The sequence below is a fragment of the Algoriphagus persicinus genome (assembly GCF_035156415.1).
Lineage (GTDB): Bacteria > Bacteroidota > Bacteroidia > Cytophagales > Cyclobacteriaceae > Algoriphagus > Algoriphagus persicinus.
Genome location: NZ_JAYEEY010000027.1, coordinates 19,984 through 41,018, shown reverse-complemented (window position 1 = coordinate 41,018; position 21,035 = coordinate 19,984). Strand labels below are relative to the sequence as shown.

The following is a 21,035-nucleotide window of genomic DNA, read 5'->3' as shown; positions in this document are numbered from 1 at the left end:
TATGGCAAAGTTTGGAAAGAAAACAAAATCAGAGGTAAGTATACCTACTTCAGCTTTACCTGATATTATCTTCATGTTACTCTTTTTCTTCATGGTAACTACTGTGTTGAGAGAACAGGAGATTTTGGTGGAGCAGAAGATTCCTCAAGCGACGCAGTTGCAGAAGCTGCAGAAGAAGACGCTTATATCTTATATTTTCATAGGAAAGCCTAAGAATACAGCGCTCTATGGTACAGAGCCTAGAGTGCAAGCAAATGATGCACTTATTATGACTCCAGATATTGTTCAGTGGGTAAACCAAGAAAGAGATTTACTTCCTGAGTCCGACCGGGGATTGATAACGATTTCTATGAAAGCGGATAGGGATGTGAAAATGGGTCCAATCTCTGATGTTCAGACAGAATTGAGAGAAGCTGATGCAAGAAGAATTCTTTATGCCTCAATTGGAAAAGCTCCACAAGATTAAAATATTCTAGTCGATATATTAAAGCTATCTCGGATAACGGGATAGCTTTTTTTTATAGTAGGTATGCTATCATCTCTTAAGAACACCATGAAGGTCCAAAATGCCTGGGCGATGTACGACTGGGCAAATTCAGTATATAGTCTGGTTATTACTTCTACTATTTTCCCTGTTTATTTCAATAGCGTCACCAAGGGACTTAATGTAGATGATGAGGTTAGCTTTTTTGGATTTGAGATCGTCAACACGGTTTTATATTCATACTCCATTTCTTTCTCTTTTTTAATAATAGCCTTGATATCTCCAATTCTCTCAGGTATTGCCGATGCAAGTGGCAAGAAGCTTCAGTTTATGAAATTCTTTGCTTATCTGGGTTCTATATCCTGTATAGCCTTATTCTTTTTTGACGGCAATAATCTTGAATGGGGTATCTGTTTTAGCATTTTAGCAAGTGTAGGGTATGCAGGAAGTATTGTATTCTACAACGCCTATTTGCCTGAAATCACTACTCCGGATAAGTATGATATGCTAAGTGCTAAAGGTTTTGCGCTTGGGTATATAGGCAGTGTGATTCTCTTAGTACTAAATTTGCTGATGATTCAGTTTCCGTCCTATTTTATGCTTCCTAATGATGGGATGGCTGCACGATTTTCATTTTTAATTACGGGGATCTGGTGGGCTGGTTTTTCTCAAATTACTTTCAGAGTTCTTCCTCACAATCCTTTTGGGAAGAATATTAAAAAGGAATTTTTACTAAAAGGTTATCAGGAAATCAGAAAAGTATGGAATGAAGTGAAGCAGATTAAGGTGATGAATCGTTTCTTGACCTCTTTCTTTTTTTACTCCATGGGGGTTCAGACGGTGATGTATTTGGCGGCCACCTTTGGTGATAAAGAACTTGGATTACCCGGTGATCAGTTGATAATGACTATTTTGATTATTCAGATAGTGGCAATTGCAGGTAGTTATTTTTTCGCGTTTATTTCAAAGAAATATGGGAATAAGCAAAGTCTGGTGATTATGGTGCTGATATGGGTTGGGATCTGTGCGGGGGCCTACTATGTCTATACCGTTTATGAGTTCTTTGCTTTGGCATTTGTGGTGGGTTTGGTGATGGGGGGGATTCAATCTTTGTCCAGATCAACTTTCTCCAAATTGATACCCAGGAGTACAACCGACCATGCGTCCTATTTTAGCTTCTATGATGTGACAGAAAAGTTAGCAATTGTTCTTGGGACATTCTCGTATGGTTTTATCGAGCAAATCACCGGAAGTATGAGAAACTCTGCGCTTTCCCTAGGTATATTTTTTCTTGTTGGCTTAGGTTTCCTACTTTTAGTATCTATTCCCAAAAAAGGGTTAGCTACTGAAGTGGTGTAAGCATGCAAAAAATTCTAGCTGGAGCTCAGGTCAAAGAGCTCGATGCACAACATTTGAAGCTGAGTAGTCAAAGCAGTCACGAGTTGATGGAAGCAGCTGCAACTGTTTTTGTGAAATGGTTTTTGGATCAGCAATTTTCTACTGAATCCCTTATTCAAATCGCTGTGGGTAGAGGGAATAACGGAGGTGATGGTTTGGCGATTGCCAGACTGTTGTCAGCTCATACTTTTTCGGTTTCTATACTGAAGTGTTTTGACTCAGTTGAGGGAATGAGTTCTGATGCCATTTTGAATTTTAAAAGGTTACCTAAATCAATTCCGATCGTAGAAGTTGATGATTGGGATTTTGCAATAAATGGAATTTTAATTGATGCTTTTTTAGGTGTAGGATTAAAAGGACAGCTTAGACCAGACGCCACTATAATCATCCAAAAGCTAAATGATTACCTAGGAACAGTTATAAGTGTAGATCTTCCATCTGGTTTGCCATCAGATGAAATTACCAAAGCGCAGGCCGTTCATGCTGATTTCACAGTCAGTTTTGAATTTCCTAAGCTCTCGCTGGTATTGCCAGAGCATGTCCGATTTGTTGGGGAAATGGTGGTGTTGAAAATTGGTCTAGGAGAACGTTCGTATGAAGGATTAGTCTCCTCCTTCTTTTATTTGGAAGGTCAGGATGTTCGGCCGATGCATAAGGTTTTCAATAGATTCAGCTACAAGGGAGATATGGGGAAAATCCTGCTTTTGGGAGGAAGTCCAGGGAAGATGGGGGCACTTATTCTTTGTGCAAAAAGCGCATTACGTACAGGGTCAGGCCTAGTAACTTGCCACATGGAGGACTCAGAGCGATTTATCATTCAAGCAGCCGTTCCAGAAGCGATGGCTTCCTGGGGGCTGATTCCTAATCCTGAGTTTTATGACGCAGTGGGTATTGGGCCAGGTTGGGGGATCGAGAACAGAGTTGGATTATTTAGGCAATTTTTGCAAGATTTCAAAAAACCTGTAGTAGTAGATGCAGATGGATTGAATCTGCTGGCAAGAAACCCTGATTTAATACCATTACTTCCAAAGAATTCAATTCTTACACCTCATATCGGTGAGTTTTCTAGATTAGTAGGTTTGGCCAAGGATCATCTAGAAAGGCTGAAGATGGCCAAAGAATTTGCGTTTGACAAGGGATTGATTTTGGTATTGAAGGGGGCAAATACAGTCATTAGTTTGCCGGATGGGAGACAGGTAGTCAATTCATCTGGAACCAAATATATGGCTACTGGAGGATCTGGAGATGTCCTTACAGGGATGATTACTTCCTATTTGGGAATGGGGTACAGTCCTGAAGCTGCTGTACTATGTGGAGTGTACCATCATGGATTGGCAGGAGAGATTGCATCAAAGTCCAAAAGAAGATCGATGATAGCTAGTGATATTATTGGTGCAATTCCAAAAACTTACCTTCACTTGGATATTTCATGATTCTTTGTTTCTAGGCAAACTTTTTAAGTATCCTTTGGGTTCTGCGCATATCCATTTTTAATATGAACAAAGAGAAGCTTCTGCTTTGGACTCTAGCGGCCATAAATTTTATACACATAGTAGATTTCATGATTTTGATGCCGTTGGGTCCGCATCTTATGAGGCTCTTTGCTATTTCACCCCGTGAATTTGGTCTTTTGGTGTCTTGCTATACCTTCAGCGCGGGGATTTCCAGCTTTTTCGGAGCCTTTGTCTTGGATAGGTTTGATCGTAAGAAAATACTGGTTTGGGTATATATAGGTTTTACCATTGCTACCTTGGGTTGTGCCTTATCCCCTAGCTACCCTGTTCTTTTAGCTGCCAGAGTGATTTCCGGCATTTTTGGGGGATTTACTTCTGCCTTGATCTTGGCAATCATTGGGGATGTAATTCCTGATTCCAGAAGGGGCAGAGCGATGGGGTTAGTGATGGGGGCATTCTCAGTGGCGTCAGTTCTGGGTGTTCCACTTGGGTTGTTTCTGGCAAGTTTGTCGGATTGGCACACACCATTTTTCATGCTTACAGGCTTATCTGTTTTGAGTCTCGGGATGATTATTAGGTTCATTCCTACGATCACAGCGCATCTCAAAAATGACAAGAAAAGGCCAAGTCCTCTGGTTGTGATTCGCAGGGTGACCAGTGATTCTAATCAAATGCGCGCGATTACACTATCCGTGATGATGATGTTTGGTCAGTTTATGATAATTCCATTTTTGAGCCCGTACACCGTGGCGAATATCGGTTTTACTGAACTTCAGCTCACCTATATTTATATGGCAGGTGGAGCCTTTACTATTTTTACATCTCCGTGGGTGGGTAAGCTTTCAGATAGATTTGGGAAACATAAGATCTTCATTATTTTTATGCTTCTTAATTTAATCCCAATAGCTATAATCACCCACCTTGGAGTGACTCCCATTCCATTTGTATTGATGGTTTCTACTATGTTTTTTGTGACCTCTAATGGTAGATATGTGCCGGCTGCGGCGATTATCACGGGTACGGCAAAGCCGGAAAATAGAGGGAGCTTTCTTAGCTTCAACTCGGCAGTGCAGCAATTGGCTACAGGAGTAGCTTCGTTACTTGCAGGAATTATAATTGGCGAAAATGCTGTGGGAGAATTAACCAATTACGATGTGGTGGGATATATTGCTATTGCCACCAGTTTATTGTGCATTCCGCTTGCCAGAAGGATCAAGGTGGTGAGTTAAAGTCGAGCAAGACGAAAGCGTCACACAGTGGGATGATTATCTTCCATGCGAGATTCCATCCCGTTTCCTCCGTCACGGGACAGGTTATGATCTTTGAAAAACAATTATAAACACATGAAAAAAGCCCGACATTTCTATCGGGCTTTATGTTAAAATTCAGCATTTCCGGGAGTTCGTGGGAAGGCGATCACATCCCTGATATTTCCCATTCCGGTGACAAAGAGCACCATTCGTTCAAACCCCAGCCCAAAGCCCGCATGAGGAGTACCACCAAATCTTCTGGTGTCCAAATACCACCACATTTCGTCTTGTGGGATATTCATTTCTTCCATTCTTTTAGTCAGCACATCCATGCGTTCTTCACGCTGAGAACCTCCGACTATTTCCCCTATGCCGGGGAAAAGAATATCCATAGCAGCCACAGTCTTTCCGTCATCATTTTGACGCATGTAGAATGATTTGATGTCTTTGGGATAGTCGGTCAGAATAACTGGCTTTTTGAAGTGCTTTTCTACTAAGAACCGTTCGTGCTCAGATTGCAAATCAGCCCCCCAAGCATCGATGAGGTAAGAGAATTTCTTTTTCTTGTTGGGATTTGAGTTTCTTAGAATTTCGATAGCCTCGGTGTAAGTGATTCTTACAAAGTCATTGTCCACCACAAATCTCAGCTTATCCATCAAAGTCATTTCGCTACGCTGGTCGGCAGGCTTTGATTTTTCGTCTTCCTGTAGCCTTAGATCAAGAAATGCTAGATCTTCAGTACAATGTTCTAGTGCGTATTGAATCACATATTTCAAGAAATCTTCAGCAAGGTCAGCATTGTCTTCCGCATCGTAGAAGGCCATTTCAGGTTCGATCATCCAGAACTCAGCCAGGTGGCGGGTTGTATTGGAATTTTCTGCACGGAAAGTTGGCCCAAAGGTATAGATATCCGCTAGCGCCATTGCTGCCAGTTCGCCTTCTAGTTGACCAGAAACAGTCAGGTTAGTTTCTCTTTCGAAAAAATCATGGGTGTAATCGATCGCACCATCCGCGGTTTTTGGAGGGTTTTTCAGGTCAAGTGTGGTGACTTTAAAAGTTTCTCCGGCTCCTTCTGCATCAGAGGCGGTGATGATAGGCGTGTGGATATAGAAAAACCCTTTGTCGTTGAAGTATTTATGTACGGCAAAGGCCAAGGCATGCCTCACTCTGAACACGGCGCTAAAGGTATTGGTGCGCATTCTGAGATGGGCATTTTCCCGTAGGAATTCCATGGAGTGCTTCTTGGGCTGTAGTGGATATTTTTCAGGGTCTGCTTCGCCTAGTACGTCTATTGCAGAAGCATTTAACTCGGAGCTTTGCCCGGAGCCTTGAGACTGGACTACATTTCCAGTCACTTTAATGCAAGCGCCAGTAGTGCATTTTTTAAGAACTTCCTCCAAAATCAAATTGGGGTCAGCCACCACTTGGTAATTGGTAATGATGGAGCCGTCGTTCAGTGCAATGAATGAAACATTTTTGTTTCCTCTCTTAGTACGAACCCAGCCCATGAGCGTCACTTCTGTTCCAATCGGATGTGTATCCAGGATGGTCTTGATTTTGATTCGTTTGTTAAATGCCATTTGGTGAATTGTTAATGCAGGATTTTATATTCCTCGAATTATTTAAAGGAATGCAAAAAAACGATTAAATAAGCTTTTTATCAAAAAATTGCTCGTTTTTCCTAACTTTGGCATGAGGGCTTTTTCAGGAGAAAAGGCCTTTTTTGAACCCAAACAGCAGGTTTTATCCAATACTGAATGCAAAAGTTAAATCTTAGCCAATCACTTTCCCAGAAGCTTTCACCGCAGCAAATACAATTTATCAAATTGCTACAGGTACCGACAGCCGAATTAGACACTCGAATCGAAGAGGAACTCGAGATTAATCCTGCGCTGGAAGAAGGCAAAACGGAAGAAAAAGAAAGTGAGGATGACAACTTTGAGGATAATTACGAAGAGGAGCCTCCGCAGGATGATCGTGACGTAAACATCGATGACTACCTTGATGACGAGTATGGCGGCTACAAAATGCAAGGAGACGGTAATTACAATGCGGATGAAGAAGATAGGGAAATGCCACTTTCCAGTCAGGCATCTCTGCATGAGCAGCTGGTCTCTCAGTTGAGTTTCCTCAGATTAGACGACAGAGAAAAGATCATTGGTGAGCAATTGATCGGAAGCATCGAGAATGATGGCTATATCCGCAGGGATTTGGAAGCGATTATCAATGATTTGGCATTTAGCCAAAACATAGAAACAGATATTGACGAGCTAGAGGAGATTTTAAGAAAGATCCAAAACTTCGACCCGGCAGGGATAGCCTCCAGGAATCTGCAGGAATGCCTTGTTATTCAGCTTGAGCGTAAAGAGCACCCTGATGATCCCACCGTGCAGAATGCGCTGAGGATAATGCAGGACTGTTTTGATGAATTCACTAAAAAACATTACGCAAAGATTCAGAAACGTTGTGATCTTTCTGATGAAGAGACAAAAGATGCAGTTAATTTAATCACTAAGCTTAATCCAAAACCAGGAGGTGTGGCAGATGGGTTAGTTCGGACACAATACATTATTCCGGATTTCATGCTCACCAATACGGCAGGAAAATATGAAATAAGCTTAAACTCCAAAAATGCGCCTGAGTTACGGATATCAAGATCTTATTCTGAGATGTTTGATGCCTATGATAAGAGTGATAAAAAAGATAAGAAGCTAAAGGATACAGTCACCTTTGTGAAGCAAAAACTGGATGCAGCCAAGTGGTTTATTGATGCGATCAAGCAGCGGCAAAACACGCTTTTAAGGACAATGGAGGCGATACTCCAATATCAGAAGGAGTTTTTCATAGATGGGGACGAGACGAATCTTCGCCCGATGATATTGAAGGACATTGCTGAGCGAATTGATATGGATATCTCTACGGTGTCCAGAGTCGCAAATAGCAAAGCGATCCAGACGGAGTTTGGTGTTTATCCATTGAAATATTTCTTTTCGGAGGGGATAGCTACCGATAGTGGAGAGGATGTAAGTAATCGTGAAGTGAAATCTGTGCTCCAAGGTATGGTAGATGCTGAGGATAAAAAGAAGCCACTCTCCGACGATAAACTAGTCAAAATGCTAAATAGCCTAGGGTATAACATCGCTCGAAGGACGGTAGCGAAGTATCGTGAACAGCTTCAAATCCCTGTGGCCAGATTAAGAAAAGAATTGTAGTGCGGAGGATTTTTTCTTTAATTATTTCAGTTGTTTTACAGCCATTAGTGATGCCAGGGTTAGTCTTTGGCTTGACGTTATTTGTAGTGCCTGAGGCTACGAGCATACCAGAGTCATTCAAAAACAGAATATTCTACCTTATTGCTTTGTCCACCTTAGTTATCCCGATGATTACAATTTTCGGATTGCGATTAAGTGGAACCCTCAGAAGCATTCATATGGCCAATCTGAGGGATCGAGCACTTCCTTTTACGGTAACCAGTATTTATTACATACTGACGGTATATCTTTTATATCAACAGAAACAATTTGACCCTTTGCTGTGGCAAGTCTTGGGGATAATTACTTTGGCTATTGTAGGATTGACGCTCATTACTTTTTTTTGGAAAATGTCCGCACATATGACAGGAATGGGTGGCCTGATAGCAGCCGTAGTTGTGCTAGGGGTAAAGTTTCCCACATTTCAGCCTCTTTATCCACTTCTAGCCTCTTTGGTGTTGACAGGATTGGTAGGTACTGTAAGGTTGTACTTAGAAGCCCATAAGCCTCTTGAGATTTATGTTGGTTTACTCTTTGGATTTATCCTTTGCTTTGTAGGGTTTAGCTGGATTTGGGCATAAAAAAACCGAGCTTTGGCTCGGTTTTAAAAGTTCTGTAAAAGAATTTCCTTAGAACACGTTCACAGCGATTCCAAAGCTGATTTGAGTCGCTTCGGTGCCATTTGGTCCCATGCCCTTTTGGAAGACTTGGTTTAACCCAAAATAGCTCCAAGCATAAAACCCAGGAGATCCAGCTTTTAATGATAAACCATACCTGAATTTCTCAAAGCCGTAATTCTGAGAATCTTTGATTTGTCTTTTGAGGTTATTAGAGTCCTCATATTTTATTTTGGTATGCGATTCGTATAAGTATCCAAATTTACCCCCAACACTCACCTTAAAACCTTTGGAATAATTCGTTTTATTAAAGTGGTAGGTGAAATCGAGTGGAATATCAAAGTAATTTGCAGCGACTACATTTTTCTTAATACTAACATTATCTCCGAGTACCGATGTGATCTCTTTTAGTTCACTTGACTCTGGACCTACTGCCGGATTATTATACAACGTTTTGTCGTCTTTGAATGCGTATTTATCAGTTCCAATTCCTACTCCAATATCCATGGTAAATCCAGAAGTTTCACCAAAAATCGAAATCGGATATTGATAATAAACATTGAATGTACGGGACCCAAAGAAATTTAAGCTTATGTCTTCTGCTCTGTTGTTGAGCTGATTAAACCCAAATTCAAACTTCAAATCACTCGGGATATTAGGTCTTCCCCCGATTGGAGTCTTTGGTTTTTTTGCCATTTGCAAGCTGTCCTGAGCGAATGCTCCTTGAATCAAAATAAAAGCGAGCAGGAAGGTGTATATTTTTTTCATCAAATTGGTTTACTTAAAATGCACTCAATGCGCGCAAAAATAGGAAATCCCAGAGGATTTACCCCTCTTTTAATCTTAATTATTCTTAAGGAGTATCGTAATTCAAGACAGAAAATTGTAAAATTCTTATGCAGCTGTATTTGGATAAAATTGAATTTTGGATACCTTTGCATTCCAAATCGGCTTCGTAGCTCAACTGAATAGAGCACCTGATTACGGCTCAGGAGGTTTCAAGTTTGAATCTTGACGAGGTCACAAAGCTCAACTTTTTAGTTGGGCTTTTTCTTTATAGTTTAATCATGAAAGTATCATTCTGTGCTGATTTAAAGGGCTTAAAGTCTGCTATCATCCGGTTGTTTTTGATTGTTCTTGTAGCCTTGCGCTGGTAAGTTGGGAAGCGGTCTGAATGGAGCATCCCGCACACATTCGGGAAGGTTTCAAGTTTGAATCTTGACGAGGTCACAAATCACATGCTTCATAGGGTTCTATGGTACTTTTTTGGGGATACTCCCGGATTCTTTTGAAACCACTTTCTTTTAGAATTAATTTTTACTCATTTTAGCCAAACTATTCAGTCTTTACCTTCATACCATGAAAAAGTGTCTTCCTTTTCTGATTCTGTTCTTTACGGGGTGCAGCCTTTTTGATGAAACTAAATTGGTGGATATTCGGGATATTGATGGCCCCTGCACCATATTGCTCACGGACGGGACTACTATTGTGAGCAATGGGGATATTGAACTAAGCAAACGAACCCAAGCGATCACTTACCGTGATGAGGATGGTAAGATATGGTCGCTGTTTAAAGATGATTATACAAGCTACTCTTGTGATTGATCAGAAGTATCTGATTTTCCTATTCATAAAAATGCCCCCAAAAAGTGTCTAGCTTCTTGGGGGCATATCTTTTAGGGATATTGATGAATTATCTTTTGCGAGTGGTATCGGCAGTTTTCATCGCATCTTCCAGTTTCTGTTGGAATTTCGATTTCTTTTTGTTCACGTTCTTAGCCTTGCTCTCATCCACTTTTGCTCGGATCTTTTCGTCATCTACAAATAGTTTGATCAACGCTTGCTGACCAAATGTCACCATGTTGGACACAAAATAGTAAAAGCTCAATCCAGCAGGATAGGAGTTCAAGATGAACATAAACATGACAGGCATGATATAACCCAAGTTTTTCATTGGTCCAGTTGCCGTGGTCAGTTGATTATTGAAATGCGTGTATATAATCTGAGATACCGTCATCAGCAATGTGAATAAACTCACATGAGATCCATAGAATGGAATGGTAAACGGTAGATTGAAAAAGGTATCGTAAGTGGAAAGATCCGTTGCCCATAGGAAAGATTCCTGGCGCAGCTCGATTGCATTTGGGAAGAAAAAGAACAATGCAAATAAGAATGGCATCTGAAGCACCATCGGTAAACAGCCAGATATAGGACTTACCCCCAGTTTAGAGAAGAGCTTCATCTGCTCCTGCTGCATCTTGGTAGCATCATCACCATATTTTTCTTTCAGCTCATCGATTTCTGGCTTGATCACACGCATTTTCGCCATTCCTATATATGATTTATAGGTAAGAGGGAAGAGTGCGAGTTTGATCAGAAATACAATGATGACGATGATGACACCGTAATTGGTGAAGAAATTCTCAAGAAAAGCGAAAAGATTAACGATGATGTACTTGTTGACCCAGCTGACAAAGAAGTAACCCATGTCCACATTATCCTCAAAACCTTCGGTTACCTTCTTAAGGGTTTTGTATTTGTCCGGACCGAAATAATAGGTGAAACCAGCTTTGCCCTCCTGAAGAGGAATAGATAGACTAGTAGCCATAGTGCGGACAATAGTACTATCAGTCTCCGGAGTACTTTGAGTGATGGACACATTCTGGAAGTCAGTGTCTGCAATCATCGCTGCTGTAAAGAACCGCTGGCTAAAACTTACCCACTTTACGGGTTCGGCTATAGTCTCCTGCTCCAAGTCATCACCAGCTCCCAGATTATCAAAGGATCCTGAAGTCGTATAATAATTCAGCCTAGCTTGTCTTCTAGATTCTGACAAGTTCATCTCCTGGGCTATTACTTGGTCTTCCCAGTTGAGCGATAACGCATCGCCAGTGATCACTCCTTGGTAGCGATCTACTTCGAAGGATTTCTGTACTTGATAGCTGCCATCAGCTAAGGTGAAAGATTGGATGATTTGCCCACTTTCTGTTCCTGCTTTCAGCGTCAGTGTTTGGATTTTTACACCTGCTTCGTTTTGGCTATTTTCTATAAAAGAAGTGTAATAAATGTCATTCAGATCTAATGGACCGTTTTTGCTCTCGATGATGAGGTCCATTTTCGAACTTTCTGCATTGAAAAGTTCCAACGGCTCCATCTTCCAGCTTTTGTATTCTTTGAGAATTACCGCTTTAACTTGGGCTCCTTTAGAGGAAATTTCTACCTGTATTAGATCGTTTTCTAGCGTAAGAGATTTTTCTTCCCCTACAGTCAAACTTGCTAATGCACCATATTTTGCAAGTCTTGCTGCATCTAGCGTACTATCGTTTTCAGAAATAGTGTCTGTGATTGCGGGCTGGCTTGGTACATTTGATTGAATCGATTCTGATTGAGGGCTTGTGGCTGTTTCCACTTCGGGTAGCTCCGGAGAGGCCGCAAAGAAAAGCGAATAGACTAGGATGACCGCTGCAAAAAGAATCAAACCAGTTGCTTGATTTCTGTCCATAAAGATTAATCGTAAACCCGATAATGAAGCTTCGGGGAGTTTTATTTAATTTTTTTTTCCACAGCCGCTTGGATGAATTTCACAAAGAGGGGCTGTGGGGTGAGTACTGTACTTTTATATTCCGGGTGGAACTGAACGCCAACAAACCAGGGATGATTTTTAATTTCCACGATTTCTACCAATCCTGTCTCCGGGTTTTTACCCGTAGCCATCATTCCGTTTTCTTCCATAATGGCTAGATATTCATTGTTAAACTCATATCTGTGGCGATGTCTCTCGTGGATTTTAGACTTTCCATAAGCATGGTAAGCTTTACTGCCTTTTTTGAGTTCGCAAGCATAGGAACCCAAACGCATAGTTCCGCCCATTTGGTCGATATTTTTTTGCTCTTCCATCAGTGCAATTACAGGAGTAGGGGTATTGGGATCCATTTCCGTGCTATTTGCATAGTTCAATTTGATTACGTTTCTGGCGTATTCTATTACGGCTACCTGCATGCCTAGACAGATTCCAAGGAAAGGAATGTTATTTTCACGAGCATATTTTACTGTTTCAATTTTCCCTTCAAAACCCCGCTCACCAAATCCTGGAGCTACCACAATCCCATCAAGGTCTGTGAGTTTTTGAACGATATTGTCAGGGTTGATCTCTTCTGATGAAATCAAGCGAAGGTTGACGTCACACTCAATGGAAGCACCCGCATGAGTGAATGATTCAATGATAGATTTATAGGAGTCGGGCAAGGAAACGTATTTTCCTACCAAGCCTATAGTCACTTCTTGGGTTGGATTTTTAAGCTTTCCGAGGAAATCTTTCCAGTTTTCCAGATCAGTGTTTTCTTTAGAGCTTAGTTTAAGCTTTGTCATTACGCGCTCATCCAGCTTTTCCTTTTTCATTAATAAGGGAACGTCATAGATAGAATCAGCATCCATGGCTTCTATCACATTATTAAGCTGAACGTTGCAGAATAGCGCGAGCTTCTTTTTCACGTCGGAAGGTAAGTGATATTCTGTGCGACACACAAGAATGTCTGGCTGGATTCCAGCTTCAAGCAATTGCTTGACCGAGTGCTGAGTCGGCTTGGTTTTTAATTCTTTGGCTGCTTTTAGGTAAGGAATCAAAGTCAGGTGAATGACTAAGAAATTATTTGGCCCCAGGTCCCATTTCGCCTGTCTCACTGCTTCAATGAATGGAAGGGACTCGATATCACCTACACATCCACCGATCTCGGTAATTACGACATCATATTTACCGTCCTCTCCCAGTTTATAAAAATTAGTTTTGATCTCGTCTGTAATGTGAGGAATGACCTGTACTGTCTTTCCTAAGAATTCGCCTTTGCGCTCCTTCGTGATCACATTATTATAGATCCTTCCTGTAGTTATATTATTGTCCTGTGAGGTAGGGATATTCAAAAAGCGCTCATAATGCCCTAAATCCAAATCGGTTTCTGCACCATCGTCAGTCACATAGCATTCACCATGCTCATAAGGATTTAGCGTTCCGGGATCAATGTTCAGATAAGGATCGAATTTTTGGATGGTTACTTTGAAGCCTCTGGCTTGGAGCAACTTTCCTAAGGAAGCTGCAATAATGCCTTTGCCAAGAGAGGAAGTAACTCCTCCGGTAATAAAGATGTATTTGGTGCTTAAAGCCATAAGAATGGGGGAGAATGGAAATTTGATTGGATTCTTATGGGGCTCAAAATTATGGAAAAAATCCCGATTAATGGCTTTTTGAAGATTAAATAGCTCAGTTTTCTCAAATTACTTTCGCTTCTGTTAAAAAGCATAATATGAGAATGCGTGTCAATTGATTTTATTTGAGTGTGTGTGAAGGTAGTCTTTTAGCGTATTAAAGTCCAGAATAATTATGACTTTCCTCCGGTATTCACTTACCCCAAGCACTTATCAAAATACAATATGTATTCTACCCAAAGAGCAATTATTCTAGTAAATCAACTAAATAGGGAACAAGGTGTCTAGAATAGAAAAGTGCAACTAAATGATAATAAGTGTTTTGTGTTGGATCCGGTATTGTTATTTAAATTAGCAGATTGGGCCTGCTTTAGAGATTACCGTGATGTGCTTTACTTTTTTTATTAAATGCTATTTGATGAGTTTGTGATTGCTCGCAAGAGGTTTTATGTTATTGGCCTAGTGATTAGGGTCTGAGGTAATGTTGTTAAACTAAGTAAATATTGTCAGTCTGATAAGTTAGGCTTTGATACAGTAGGCAGGAAGCGAAATTTTGTAAATGGTAATATAATTCTTCCTGAATTTAAAAGAATATGGAAATATTTCATCCTTCTTGTAGTTGATTCAGTATATGAAGACCTTAACTTGAATGAAGCGATAGCGGGAATAGCTACCTTTTCTACTAATGCATTAAAAAAGCAATAGTATTGGACTTTTGGTCAATATTTTAATGCATCTAAGCCAGTACAGCATTAGGTGGCTGATTACTCCCATACTTTAGAGAAGTATAGTTATTTGGTTTTTTTTTGTTAAAAAAGGATTTTTAAATGATTTAAAATTACCTCAAGTTTGATAATTGTATATATTGCACTTAGTTTATAATAAATAATTATCAACGTATAAAAATATGAGAGATTTAATCAAAGAAGCAATTGCTGATCTTAAAAAGGGTGATGGGTTTATTTATGTAACTGCAGATGGAAACAAGATCGATTTACATGAAGCAGCTACTAAAGGAATAGCAGTCACTCCTGTGAATCCTAAAGATCAAGTAATTAAGAAATTGGAAGCTGCAGGTCTTCATTTGAACGACGGCAGATTCTTAAATGAATTGAATGAATTGATTTCACTTGTTACAGGAAATAGTACAGGTAATAAAACTTCTAAAAGAAGATCATTTACTGATGCTGAGAAAAGCAAGATTGTAGAGGAGTGGAAGAAAGTAGAAGCTGCAGGTAAGAAAACTAAAGCAGCATTTGCCAGAGAAATTGGAGTTGGGTACCAAACATTCATCAACTGGTTGAGAGGATAACCCCAAAAGTCCAAAACAAAAAAAAGGCAGCTACTTTAGCTGCCTTTTTTGTTGCTAGCGTAAGCTAAGACATTCTCCATTTGTGAAAGGAAGTGATCACCGTCCCAAGCGCCAAAAGGATAAAGGCCACTAAGGATTCGATGACTATGTGTGGTAAATTTATGACAGGCAAAGATACTCTCGGAAATGGAATAACTACTTCAGGAATAGTTATGCCCGATAACTGATCAAATAAGGGTGTAGCATCACTTCCATTTGGTACAAATATCAAGACAGTGATGCATAATCCTGCTATAGCTCCTGCGATTATCTTCCATGCTAAAGCTGAAATCACTGGTTTGTAATCTGTTGCCGAAGGTGCATGATTAAGTGATGCTAATATAGATTTGTGGAAGCCTACTGGAGGCTCCTCAGTTCCTAACTCAACTATAAACTTTCGGATGTATTCGTCTTCTTTGCTTTGGTTACTCATAGCAGATCAATTAATTCATTATTTGTGATTTTTTGGAGTGATTCCAAAAGACTCTTTCTTCCTCTATGCAGCAGGATTTTGACATTTGAACTTGTCAAATCCATGATTTCTTCAATTTCTTTAATACTTTGTTCTTCTAGATAAAACAAGGTAAGTACAGCCGATTCCCTTGGCTTCATGGTATGCAGTCCTCTTTGTATGAGTTCTTTTCTCTCATTCAGCTGCAGCGATTTTAATCCATCCAAATAGTCAGCCGGGTCGCTTGACAGCTCTTCGACAGCATCCAATTGGAGCGTATAGGTTGCAGATTTCCTCAATCTCCCCAGTGCCTCATTATACACAATCTTGTATAACCAAGTTGTAAACTTAGATTTCCCTTCAAAGGTTTTTAAGGAATGGAAAGCTTTCATAAAGGCATCTTGAGAAGCTTCTTCAGCTTCCTCTCTGTTTTTAAGAATCCGCATGGCAAGGGTATACGCAAATTTTTCATGCTTTTGAATCAATTGTCCAAACGCACTCCTATTACCCCGTAGCGTTTTCTCTATATAATGGTGGTCTTCCTGGAATCGCATTTTCACATGGGATGCAAATACACTCAAAAAAGTTACAGATTTATCTACAGACTTGTAACCTTTTTTCCGGTAGGATACATCCAAGAAGAAAAAACACATAGAACATGGCAGAAACCATCTTAGTTACATTGATTATTTTCTCCTGTATTTTCGGAGTCGTCTTTATTTTCTTGACCACCCGAAATAAGGAAAGGCTAGCTCTCATAGAAAATGGGGCTGACGCCAAACTCTTCAACTCTGGCAAAAAGTACAGCTTTGGCCAATTTATTCTGAATCTTGCGCTGCTTGCGATCGGAGTTGGTGTAGGCGTATTAGTTGGCGCAATGTTAAATAATGCAGGTATGGAAGAAGGGGTTGCCTTTACTTCGTGCATTTTTATTTTCGGAGGAATAGGCTTATTGGTCAGTTTTTTCTTGAATAGAAAACTTGACAAAGAAGATAAATAAGCCAGTTTTGAATAAGTACCAAAAGCCTTCCTTTTTCGGGGAAGGTTTTTTTGGTTTTAGCTCTAAAAGAGTTTGCTCTCGAAATTCTGATTATTTTTGTTAAAAAATAATACGCATTGGATCACGCACAACTACTAGCTGCTTTTAGAGAAAAGGGCATTTTGCACCTGAAAGAGGGAAACGGGAAAGTAATAACTTTCATGAAACCAGCCCTTTGGAAAACTGAAATGGGTGACGACTGGACATTTTTACTTTTTGATTTATTTCAAATTCGTACGATTTGTGAACCTTTTTCGGAGGTTTCTCTGGATATAGTAGAATATGCCAACAAGCCGACTGTCTATCATAGTCCTGCGAATCGCATACTTAATAACGGCCCTATCGTGGATGGAGAGCTTAAATTCAGTTTAATACTTGAACCGAATTGGAATAAATTGCTCTTTCAAATATCTCAGCCTGTGCTAGTGAAAATAGACTCCCAGGAAACTACTGCCTATCAGACGCCAATCTTTTTTCCGCTCTTGAGTCCTAGTACAAAAGAAATGTTTTTGGGGCCTGAAGGAGAGGTCAAAATTATTAAAGGATGAATTTTAAATCACATCTTGATACATTCAAAGTCTTTGAAAAAGTAGCAAAAGCTGCTGCCAATTTAGGATTAGAAACCTATGTGGTGGGTGGCTATGTGAGAGATTTGATTCTGAAAAGGGAGTGCAAGGACATTGATTTCACTTGTGTCGGAAGCGGGATTGAATTGGCAAAGGAAGTAGCTAGGCAATTCGATGGGCATGTACCGCTCTCAGTTTTTAAGAATTTCGGTACAGCAATGCTGAAGCTGGATGAATGGGAACTAGAGTTTGTGGGAGCGAGGAAGGAGTCCTATCGATCCGAGTCACGAAATCCAATTGTAGAAACAGGCACGCTACAGGAAGATTTGGAGCGCAGGGACTTCACGATCAATGCCATGGCTATTTCTTTGAATGCGGCAAATTATGGGGATTTGTTTGACCCTTTTGATGGCCTAGCTGATATCAAAAAGAAATTGATTCGCACACCGCTCGAACCCAACATCACATTTTCTGATGACCCACTCCGCATGCTTCGTGCTGTACGATTTGCCGCTCAACTGGATTTTGACATTGATGCTGACACCTTCTTTGCATTAAGCGAAAATGCACATCGCCTGAAGATTATTTCGGGAGAGCGTATCGTAGTGGAGCTCAATAAAATCATTCAGGTGAAAAAACCTTCATATGGCTTCAAATTGCTGTTTGCGGGCAAATTACTGCATGAGTTTTTTCCTGAAATGGTAGCATTGCAGGGTGTGGATTCTGTGGATGATAAATCGCATAAGGATAATTTCTACCATACACTGCAAGTACTGGACAATGTCTGCCAAGTGAGTGATGATCTCTGGTTGCGCTGGGCGGCTATTCTGCATGATATTGCGAAACCTGCGACGAAACGCTTTAATAGTAAGGTTGGCTGGACATTTCATGGTCATGAGGACAAAGGAGCCCGTATGACTCCGGGGATTTTCCGCAGGCTAAAACTCCCCATGGATGAGCGCATGAAGTATGTGCAAAAGCTGGTCAAGCTACATCTTCGTCCTATCGCTTTGGTCAAAGATGAGGTGACAGATTCTGCGCTGAGAAGATTACTATTTGAAGCAGGAGATGATGTCGATGATTTGATGAAGCTTTGTCGTGCAGATGTTACATCTAAGAATAATAAAAAAGTAAAACGATATCTAGAAAATTTCGGTAATGTAGCACAGAAGCTTATCGAAGTAGAAGAGAAAGACCAAGTCAGAAACTTCCAGCCGCCAATTTCTGGGGAGGAGATCATGGAAATTTTTGGTTTGAAACCTTCAAAAATCATCGGAGACATCAAAGAAGAAATTAAAGAAGCTATATTGGAGGGTAAAATTCACAACAATCCTGATCAGGCACGTGAATTGATGTTGGAGATAGCCAAATCCAAAGGATTGTCTCCAGTGTTAGATCTCCCAAATTCATAAACTAAATCAAAAATCAATTCAAATGAAGCACGTATTATTCATGCTGCTTATGGCCTTTTGTGCCAGCACCACTTTAGCTCAGACTACCGATTCTCTATCCAGACTCGACCCAAAACTTAAGAAAAATATGAACGTGGCCGACCAAGCTGCCTACCAGCTGGCGTTACGGTACAATGACGTAGGCGCTGCAAAGAATTCTTTGTACCATTTGATCGTCAGAAATCCAGATGACATTCGTTACGTGGAAATGTTGGGGACGCTATATTATGAAGCTGGGCAGGCTATGTCTGCAGCACTTGTTTCCATGGATGTTTTGACGGTCAATGACAAGAGCATTACTTCTTTGGAAATAGCTGCTTATTCTTTGGAGCAAGTTGGCGCTCTTGAGAAAGCCCTGCCGTATTTTGAAAGCCTTTACTTGCTTAGTGGCGATAACTTTAGTCTTTACAAAACAGGTTTTATTCAATACAGCTTAAAGAAATACCCCGAGGCATTGAATTCTATGAATATGTTGGTAAAAAATGCCAAGCCTGAGGATAAAGTAGGCTTTCCTAAGTCACAGACTGAAACTCAAGAAGTCAGTATGAAAGCCGCCGCCCTGAACCTAAAAGGAATGATCTACTTGGATCAAGGTTCTAAGATCGAAGCAAAGACGGCGTTCGAAGAAGCAATATCACTAGATCCTTCATTTGATCTTGCAAAGGAAAACCTCGTAAAAACGAATTGATCAATTCGTTTTCTATTCCTGAAACAGGCAGTTTTGTCGGTTTTTTTTGGAAAAAATGCTAGGATGAACTAAGGCTTAGTAAATAATAGGACGAGATGGTAGTCCGATTTTACTGACTGGTTTTGAATGGACGTTTCAGTTTAAAAAAAATAAAAAAAAGGCTTCCAAAATCAATTGGAGGCCTTTTTTGACTTTAATAGATATAAACTCTTCTTAGCTAAGAAATAAGTAGTATGCGATGAAGGTTGTTAAAAATGAGATTCCAAAACTCAAAATAATTATTTTTGGATAATTGGTTACCCATTGTTTCTTTGTCGAATTATCTCCTATTACTACTTGACGTTGAGGACGTATTACTTCCTGTACCAATGCAAGAGAACCTAAGAAATAGATCATTAAAATCAGGACGAAACTTGCTGCAATTTCCATGGTTATTAAATTATTTTTCAATTTAGCAGCATTTTGACGGATATGGGGTCAGGATACGGAAACTTAACAATTTGGTAATGAGCAAAAAAAGGTGAGTCCGTTGACTCACCTTTTTTTGTCTTCAGCAAATTATTTGATAGCGATTATATCTGCGGTTCCATCAGGATCTCCGATAGCCGTACCACCATTTCCAGGTGTGCCCCATATCAATAATCCGCATACATGCGGCGATGCCATCGAGGTTCCACTATAGCTGGCATATCCTCCTGGTACTGTAGAAAGTACGCCAACTCCTGGTGCAGCAAAGTCTATTGGCGGATTGCCATAGTTCGAGAAAAAAGCAAATCTATCTGAACTGTCTATGGCAGATACAGTGTATATATTATCTCCATTTGCTCTAGCAGGAGATGAATTATTAGCATTTGCACCATCATTTCCAGCTGCCAGGGCAACTTTCACTTCGGCAATACCCAGTGCTTTTACTGCATTGTCTAATGCAGTGGATGCTGGGCCACCAAGACTCATATTTGCCACGTCACCTGGATCAGCATTTGCGGTCACATAGTCAACTCCTGCTATGACGCCTGAATAAGTCCCCGAACCCCTGGAATCCAGAACTTTTACAGGAACTACTATCACTCCAGCCGCTACACCTACGACACCGAATAAATTGTCGATAGCTCCAATAGTCCCAGAAACGTGTGTGCCATGGCCATTTCCATCACTTGAAAGATTTGAGTCTTTTCCTTTAGAGAAGGCATTAAATCCTAAATTGACATTCACATTCAGATCCGGATGGGAAGAGTCTATGCCTGAATCGATAATGTATGCTTTTTTCGTCCCTTCGTAGGTTGCTCCTCCTCCTACTCTCGTGATTCCATAAGGAGTTTGTTGGGCAGTCGATCCACCGCCACCGCTTCCTCCTGGTCCTTTACCAGGGGGAGGAGCTAGTGCAATTACGCGATCTGGTTCTATACCTATGACAGAAGGATCTTGGGAGAGGAGCTCAAACTGCTCATCAGTTAAATCAACGGCAAATCCCTCTATACCGCTTCCATATACAAAAGAGATGTTGTCTGGCGCTATTCTATATTTGACCAAAAGCTCAGATCCTGTTTTTCTCATCGTTGCCTGGGTAGCAATATATGTCATTTCCTTTCTGAAATTAATCCCGGAGGGTTGTAAAGTCACAATGTACTTTCCCGGTATGATATCGCCGGATTTATATTGGACGAATTCAATTGCATCCCCTGTGATCGGCGGATCTGACTCTTGCTGGCAAGAGAATGTGATAGCTCCAAGGAGAATACCTACTACAAGTAAGGGTTTTCTCCAATTTTGTTTTTGGTTGATCATAGTGCTAAGTGGTTAAAGATTGTTGACAGTTATTGTGCTGATACTTAGAGA

The 21,035-nt window shown here is 40.5% G+C and carries 19 protein-coding genes and 1 tRNA gene; 13 read left to right on the top strand and 7 right to left on the bottom strand.

Going from position 1 to position 21,035, the window contains the following annotated elements; genetic code table 11:
- Position 1: 1 nt before the first annotated feature.
- The 4 genes from U3A58_RS18025 (at position 2) to U3A58_RS18010 (ending at position 4,565) form a co-directional block, all read left to right on the top strand.
- A complete protein-coding gene (locus U3A58_RS18025; RefSeq protein ID WP_323825792.1) occupies positions 2-466 on the top strand; it encodes an ExbD/TolR family protein in 465 nt (154 codons plus the stop codon).
- A gap of 87 nt (positions 467-553) precedes the next feature.
- The gene (locus U3A58_RS18020; RefSeq protein ID WP_323825791.1) at positions 554-1,843 is read left to right on the top strand and encodes an MFS transporter; all 1,290 of its coding nucleotides are present in this window, start codon (positions 554-556) and stop codon (positions 1,841-1,843) included.
- 2 nt (positions 1,844-1,845) lie between these two features.
- Positions 1,846-3,315: an NAD(P)H-hydrate dehydratase gene (locus U3A58_RS18015; protein WP_323825790.1), complete on the top strand. Its 1,470-nt coding sequence runs from the start codon at positions 1,846-1,848 to the stop codon at positions 3,313-3,315.
- 62 nt (positions 3,316-3,377) lie between these two features.
- Positions 3,378-4,565: an MFS transporter gene (locus U3A58_RS18010; RefSeq protein ID WP_323825789.1), complete on the top strand. Its 1,188-nt coding sequence runs from the start codon at positions 3,378-3,380 to the stop codon at positions 4,563-4,565.
- Between the two features lie 149 nt (positions 4,566-4,714).
- Here U3A58_RS18010 and asnS read toward each other — a convergent pair whose 3' ends face one another.
- Positions 4,715-6,166, bottom strand: coding sequence for an asparagine--tRNA ligase (gene asnS / locus U3A58_RS18005; RefSeq protein WP_323825788.1), 1,452 nt, complete (start codon positions 6,164-6,166; stop codon positions 4,715-4,717).
- Positions 6,167-6,343: 177 nt separating this feature from the next.
- On the opposite strand from asnS, the gene rpoN reads away from it, so the two are divergent.
- A complete protein-coding gene (gene rpoN, locus U3A58_RS18000; RefSeq protein WP_323825787.1) occupies positions 6,344-7,798 on the top strand; it encodes an RNA polymerase factor sigma-54 in 1,455 nt (484 codons plus the stop codon).
- Between the two features lie 50 nt (positions 7,799-7,848).
- A complete protein-coding gene (locus tag U3A58_RS17995; RefSeq protein WP_323825786.1) occupies positions 7,849-8,418 on the top strand; it encodes a PA-phosphatase in 570 nt (189 codons plus the stop codon).
- Positions 8,419-8,466: 48 nt separating this feature from the next.
- Here the strand turns inward: U3A58_RS17995 and U3A58_RS17990 are convergent, their stop codons facing one another.
- A complete protein-coding gene (locus U3A58_RS17990) occupies positions 8,467-9,222 on the bottom strand; it encodes a porin family protein (RefSeq protein ID WP_323825785.1) in 756 nt (251 codons plus the stop codon).
- Positions 9,223-9,403: 181 nt separating this feature from the next.
- Between U3A58_RS17990 and U3A58_RS17985 the strand changes: the two genes are divergently transcribed.
- Positions 9,404-9,477: transfer RNA gene (locus U3A58_RS17985), tRNA-Arg, on the top strand.
- A 336-nt stretch (positions 9,478-9,813) separates the two neighbouring features.
- Entirely contained in the window at positions 9,814-10,059 is a 246-nt protein-coding gene (locus U3A58_RS17980) for a YgdI/YgdR family lipoprotein (RefSeq protein ID WP_323825784.1), read from the top strand.
- Between the two features lie 88 nt (positions 10,060-10,147).
- Here U3A58_RS17980 and yidC read toward each other — a convergent pair whose 3' ends face one another.
- Both yidC and U3A58_RS17970 read right to left on the bottom strand, forming a co-directional pair.
- Positions 10,148-11,956, bottom strand: a complete 1,809-nt coding sequence (gene yidC / locus U3A58_RS17975; protein ID WP_323825783.1) for a membrane protein insertase YidC — start codon at positions 11,954-11,956, stop codon at positions 10,148-10,150.
- A 41-nt stretch (positions 11,957-11,997) separates the two neighbouring features.
- Entirely contained in the window at positions 11,998-13,614 is a 1,617-nt protein-coding gene (locus U3A58_RS17970; protein WP_323825782.1) for a CTP synthase, read from the bottom strand.
- Between the two features lie 946 nt (positions 13,615-14,560).
- On the opposite strand from U3A58_RS17970, the gene U3A58_RS17965 reads away from it, so the two are divergent.
- On the top strand, positions 14,561-14,965 hold the full coding sequence (locus U3A58_RS17965; RefSeq protein ID WP_323825781.1) for a hypothetical protein: 405 nt from the start codon (positions 14,561-14,563) through the stop codon (positions 14,963-14,965).
- Positions 14,966-15,029: 64 nt separating this feature from the next.
- On the opposite strand, the gene U3A58_RS17960 is transcribed toward U3A58_RS17965, so the two are convergent.
- Positions 15,030-15,437, bottom strand: a complete 408-nt coding sequence (locus tag U3A58_RS17960) for a hypothetical protein (RefSeq protein ID WP_323825780.1) — start codon at positions 15,435-15,437, stop codon at positions 15,030-15,032.
- A complete protein-coding gene (locus tag U3A58_RS17955) occupies positions 15,434-16,108 on the bottom strand; it encodes an RNA polymerase sigma factor (RefSeq protein ID WP_323825779.1) in 675 nt (224 codons plus the stop codon). The genes U3A58_RS17960 and U3A58_RS17955 overlap by 4 nt, the downstream gene beginning before the upstream one ends.
- A 5-nt stretch (positions 16,109-16,113) precedes the next feature.
- Between U3A58_RS17955 and U3A58_RS17950 the strand changes: the two genes are divergently transcribed.
- The 4 genes from U3A58_RS17950 to U3A58_RS17935 all read left to right on the top strand — a co-directional run bounded on the left by U3A58_RS17950 (position 16,114) and on the right by U3A58_RS17935 (position 19,199).
- On the top strand, positions 16,114-16,455 hold the full coding sequence (locus U3A58_RS17950) for a DUF6249 domain-containing protein (RefSeq protein WP_323825778.1): 342 nt from the start codon (positions 16,114-16,116) through the stop codon (positions 16,453-16,455).
- A 200-nt stretch (positions 16,456-16,655) separates the two neighbouring features.
- Positions 16,656-17,042: a hypothetical protein gene (locus U3A58_RS17945; RefSeq protein WP_323825777.1), complete on the top strand. Its 387-nt coding sequence runs from the start codon at positions 16,656-16,658 to the stop codon at positions 17,040-17,042.
- Entirely contained in the window at positions 17,039-18,472 is a 1,434-nt protein-coding gene (locus U3A58_RS17940; protein WP_323825776.1) for a CCA tRNA nucleotidyltransferase, read from the top strand. Before U3A58_RS17945 ends, U3A58_RS17940 begins: the two co-directional genes overlap by 4 nt.
- A 22-nt stretch (positions 18,473-18,494) precedes the next feature.
- Entirely contained in the window at positions 18,495-19,199 is a 705-nt protein-coding gene (locus U3A58_RS17935; protein WP_323825775.1) for a tetratricopeptide repeat protein, read from the top strand.
- Between the two features lie 558 nt (positions 19,200-19,757).
- Here U3A58_RS17935 and U3A58_RS17930 read toward each other — a convergent pair.
- Positions 19,758-20,984 carry a S8 family serine peptidase gene (locus tag U3A58_RS17930; RefSeq protein ID WP_323825774.1) on the bottom strand — a complete coding sequence of 409 codons (1,227 nt, stop codon included), beginning with the start codon at positions 20,982-20,984 and terminating at the stop codon, positions 19,758-19,760.
- Positions 20,985-21,035: the final 51 nt, after the last annotated feature.

What these genes read in the sequence shown, in the direction of transcription:
- U3A58_RS18025 (WP_323825792.1), top strand. Translation starts at nt 2, where the DNA reads ATGGCAAAGTTTGGAAAGAAAACAAAATCAGAGGTAAGTATACCTACT.
- U3A58_RS18020 (WP_323825791.1), top strand. Translation starts at nt 554, where the DNA reads ATGAAGGTCCAAAATGCCTGGGCGATGTACGACTGGGCAAATTCAGTA.
- U3A58_RS18015 (WP_323825790.1), top strand. Translation starts at nt 1,846, where the DNA reads ATGCAAAAAATTCTAGCTGGAGCTCAGGTCAAAGAGCTCGATGCACAA.
- U3A58_RS18010 (WP_323825789.1), top strand. Translation starts at nt 3,378, where the DNA reads ATGAACAAAGAGAAGCTTCTGCTTTGGACTCTAGCGGCCATAAATTTT.
- asnS (WP_323825788.1), bottom strand. Translation starts at nt 6,166, where the DNA reads ATGGCATTTAACAAACGAATCAAAATCAAGACCATCCTGGATACACAT.
- rpoN (WP_323825787.1), top strand. Translation starts at nt 6,344, where the DNA reads ATGCAAAAGTTAAATCTTAGCCAATCACTTTCCCAGAAGCTTTCACCG.
- U3A58_RS17995 (WP_323825786.1), top strand. Translation starts at nt 7,849, where the DNA reads ATGCCAGGGTTAGTCTTTGGCTTGACGTTATTTGTAGTGCCTGAGGCT.
- U3A58_RS17990 (WP_323825785.1), bottom strand. Translation starts at nt 9,222, where the DNA reads ATGAAAAAAATATACACCTTCCTGCTCGCTTTTATTTTGATTCAAGGA.
- U3A58_RS17980 (WP_323825784.1), top strand. Translation starts at nt 9,814, where the DNA reads ATGAAAAAGTGTCTTCCTTTTCTGATTCTGTTCTTTACGGGGTGCAGC.
- yidC (WP_323825783.1), bottom strand. Translation starts at nt 11,956, where the DNA reads ATGGACAGAAATCAAGCAACTGGTTTGATTCTTTTTGCAGCGGTCATC.
- U3A58_RS17970 (WP_323825782.1), bottom strand. Translation starts at nt 13,614, where the DNA reads ATGGCTTTAAGCACCAAATACATCTTTATTACCGGAGGAGTTACTTCC.
- U3A58_RS17965 (WP_323825781.1), top strand. Translation starts at nt 14,561, where the DNA reads ATGAGAGATTTAATCAAAGAAGCAATTGCTGATCTTAAAAAGGGTGAT.
- U3A58_RS17960 (WP_323825780.1), bottom strand. Translation starts at nt 15,437, where the DNA reads ATGAGTAACCAAAGCAAAGAAGACGAATACATCCGAAAGTTTATAGTT.
- U3A58_RS17955 (WP_323825779.1), bottom strand. Translation starts at nt 16,108, where the DNA reads ATGTGTTTTTTCTTCTTGGATGTATCCTACCGGAAAAAAGGTTACAAG.
- U3A58_RS17950 (WP_323825778.1), top strand. Translation starts at nt 16,114, where the DNA reads ATGGCAGAAACCATCTTAGTTACATTGATTATTTTCTCCTGTATTTTC.
- U3A58_RS17945 (WP_323825777.1), top strand. Translation starts at nt 16,656, where the DNA reads ATGAAACCAGCCCTTTGGAAAACTGAAATGGGTGACGACTGGACATTT.
- U3A58_RS17940 (WP_323825776.1), top strand. Translation starts at nt 17,039, where the DNA reads ATGAATTTTAAATCACATCTTGATACATTCAAAGTCTTTGAAAAAGTA.
- U3A58_RS17935 (WP_323825775.1), top strand. Translation starts at nt 18,495, where the DNA reads ATGAAGCACGTATTATTCATGCTGCTTATGGCCTTTTGTGCCAGCACC.
- U3A58_RS17930 (WP_323825774.1), bottom strand. Translation starts at nt 20,984, where the DNA reads ATGATCAACCAAAAACAAAATTGGAGAAAACCCTTACTTGTAGTAGGT.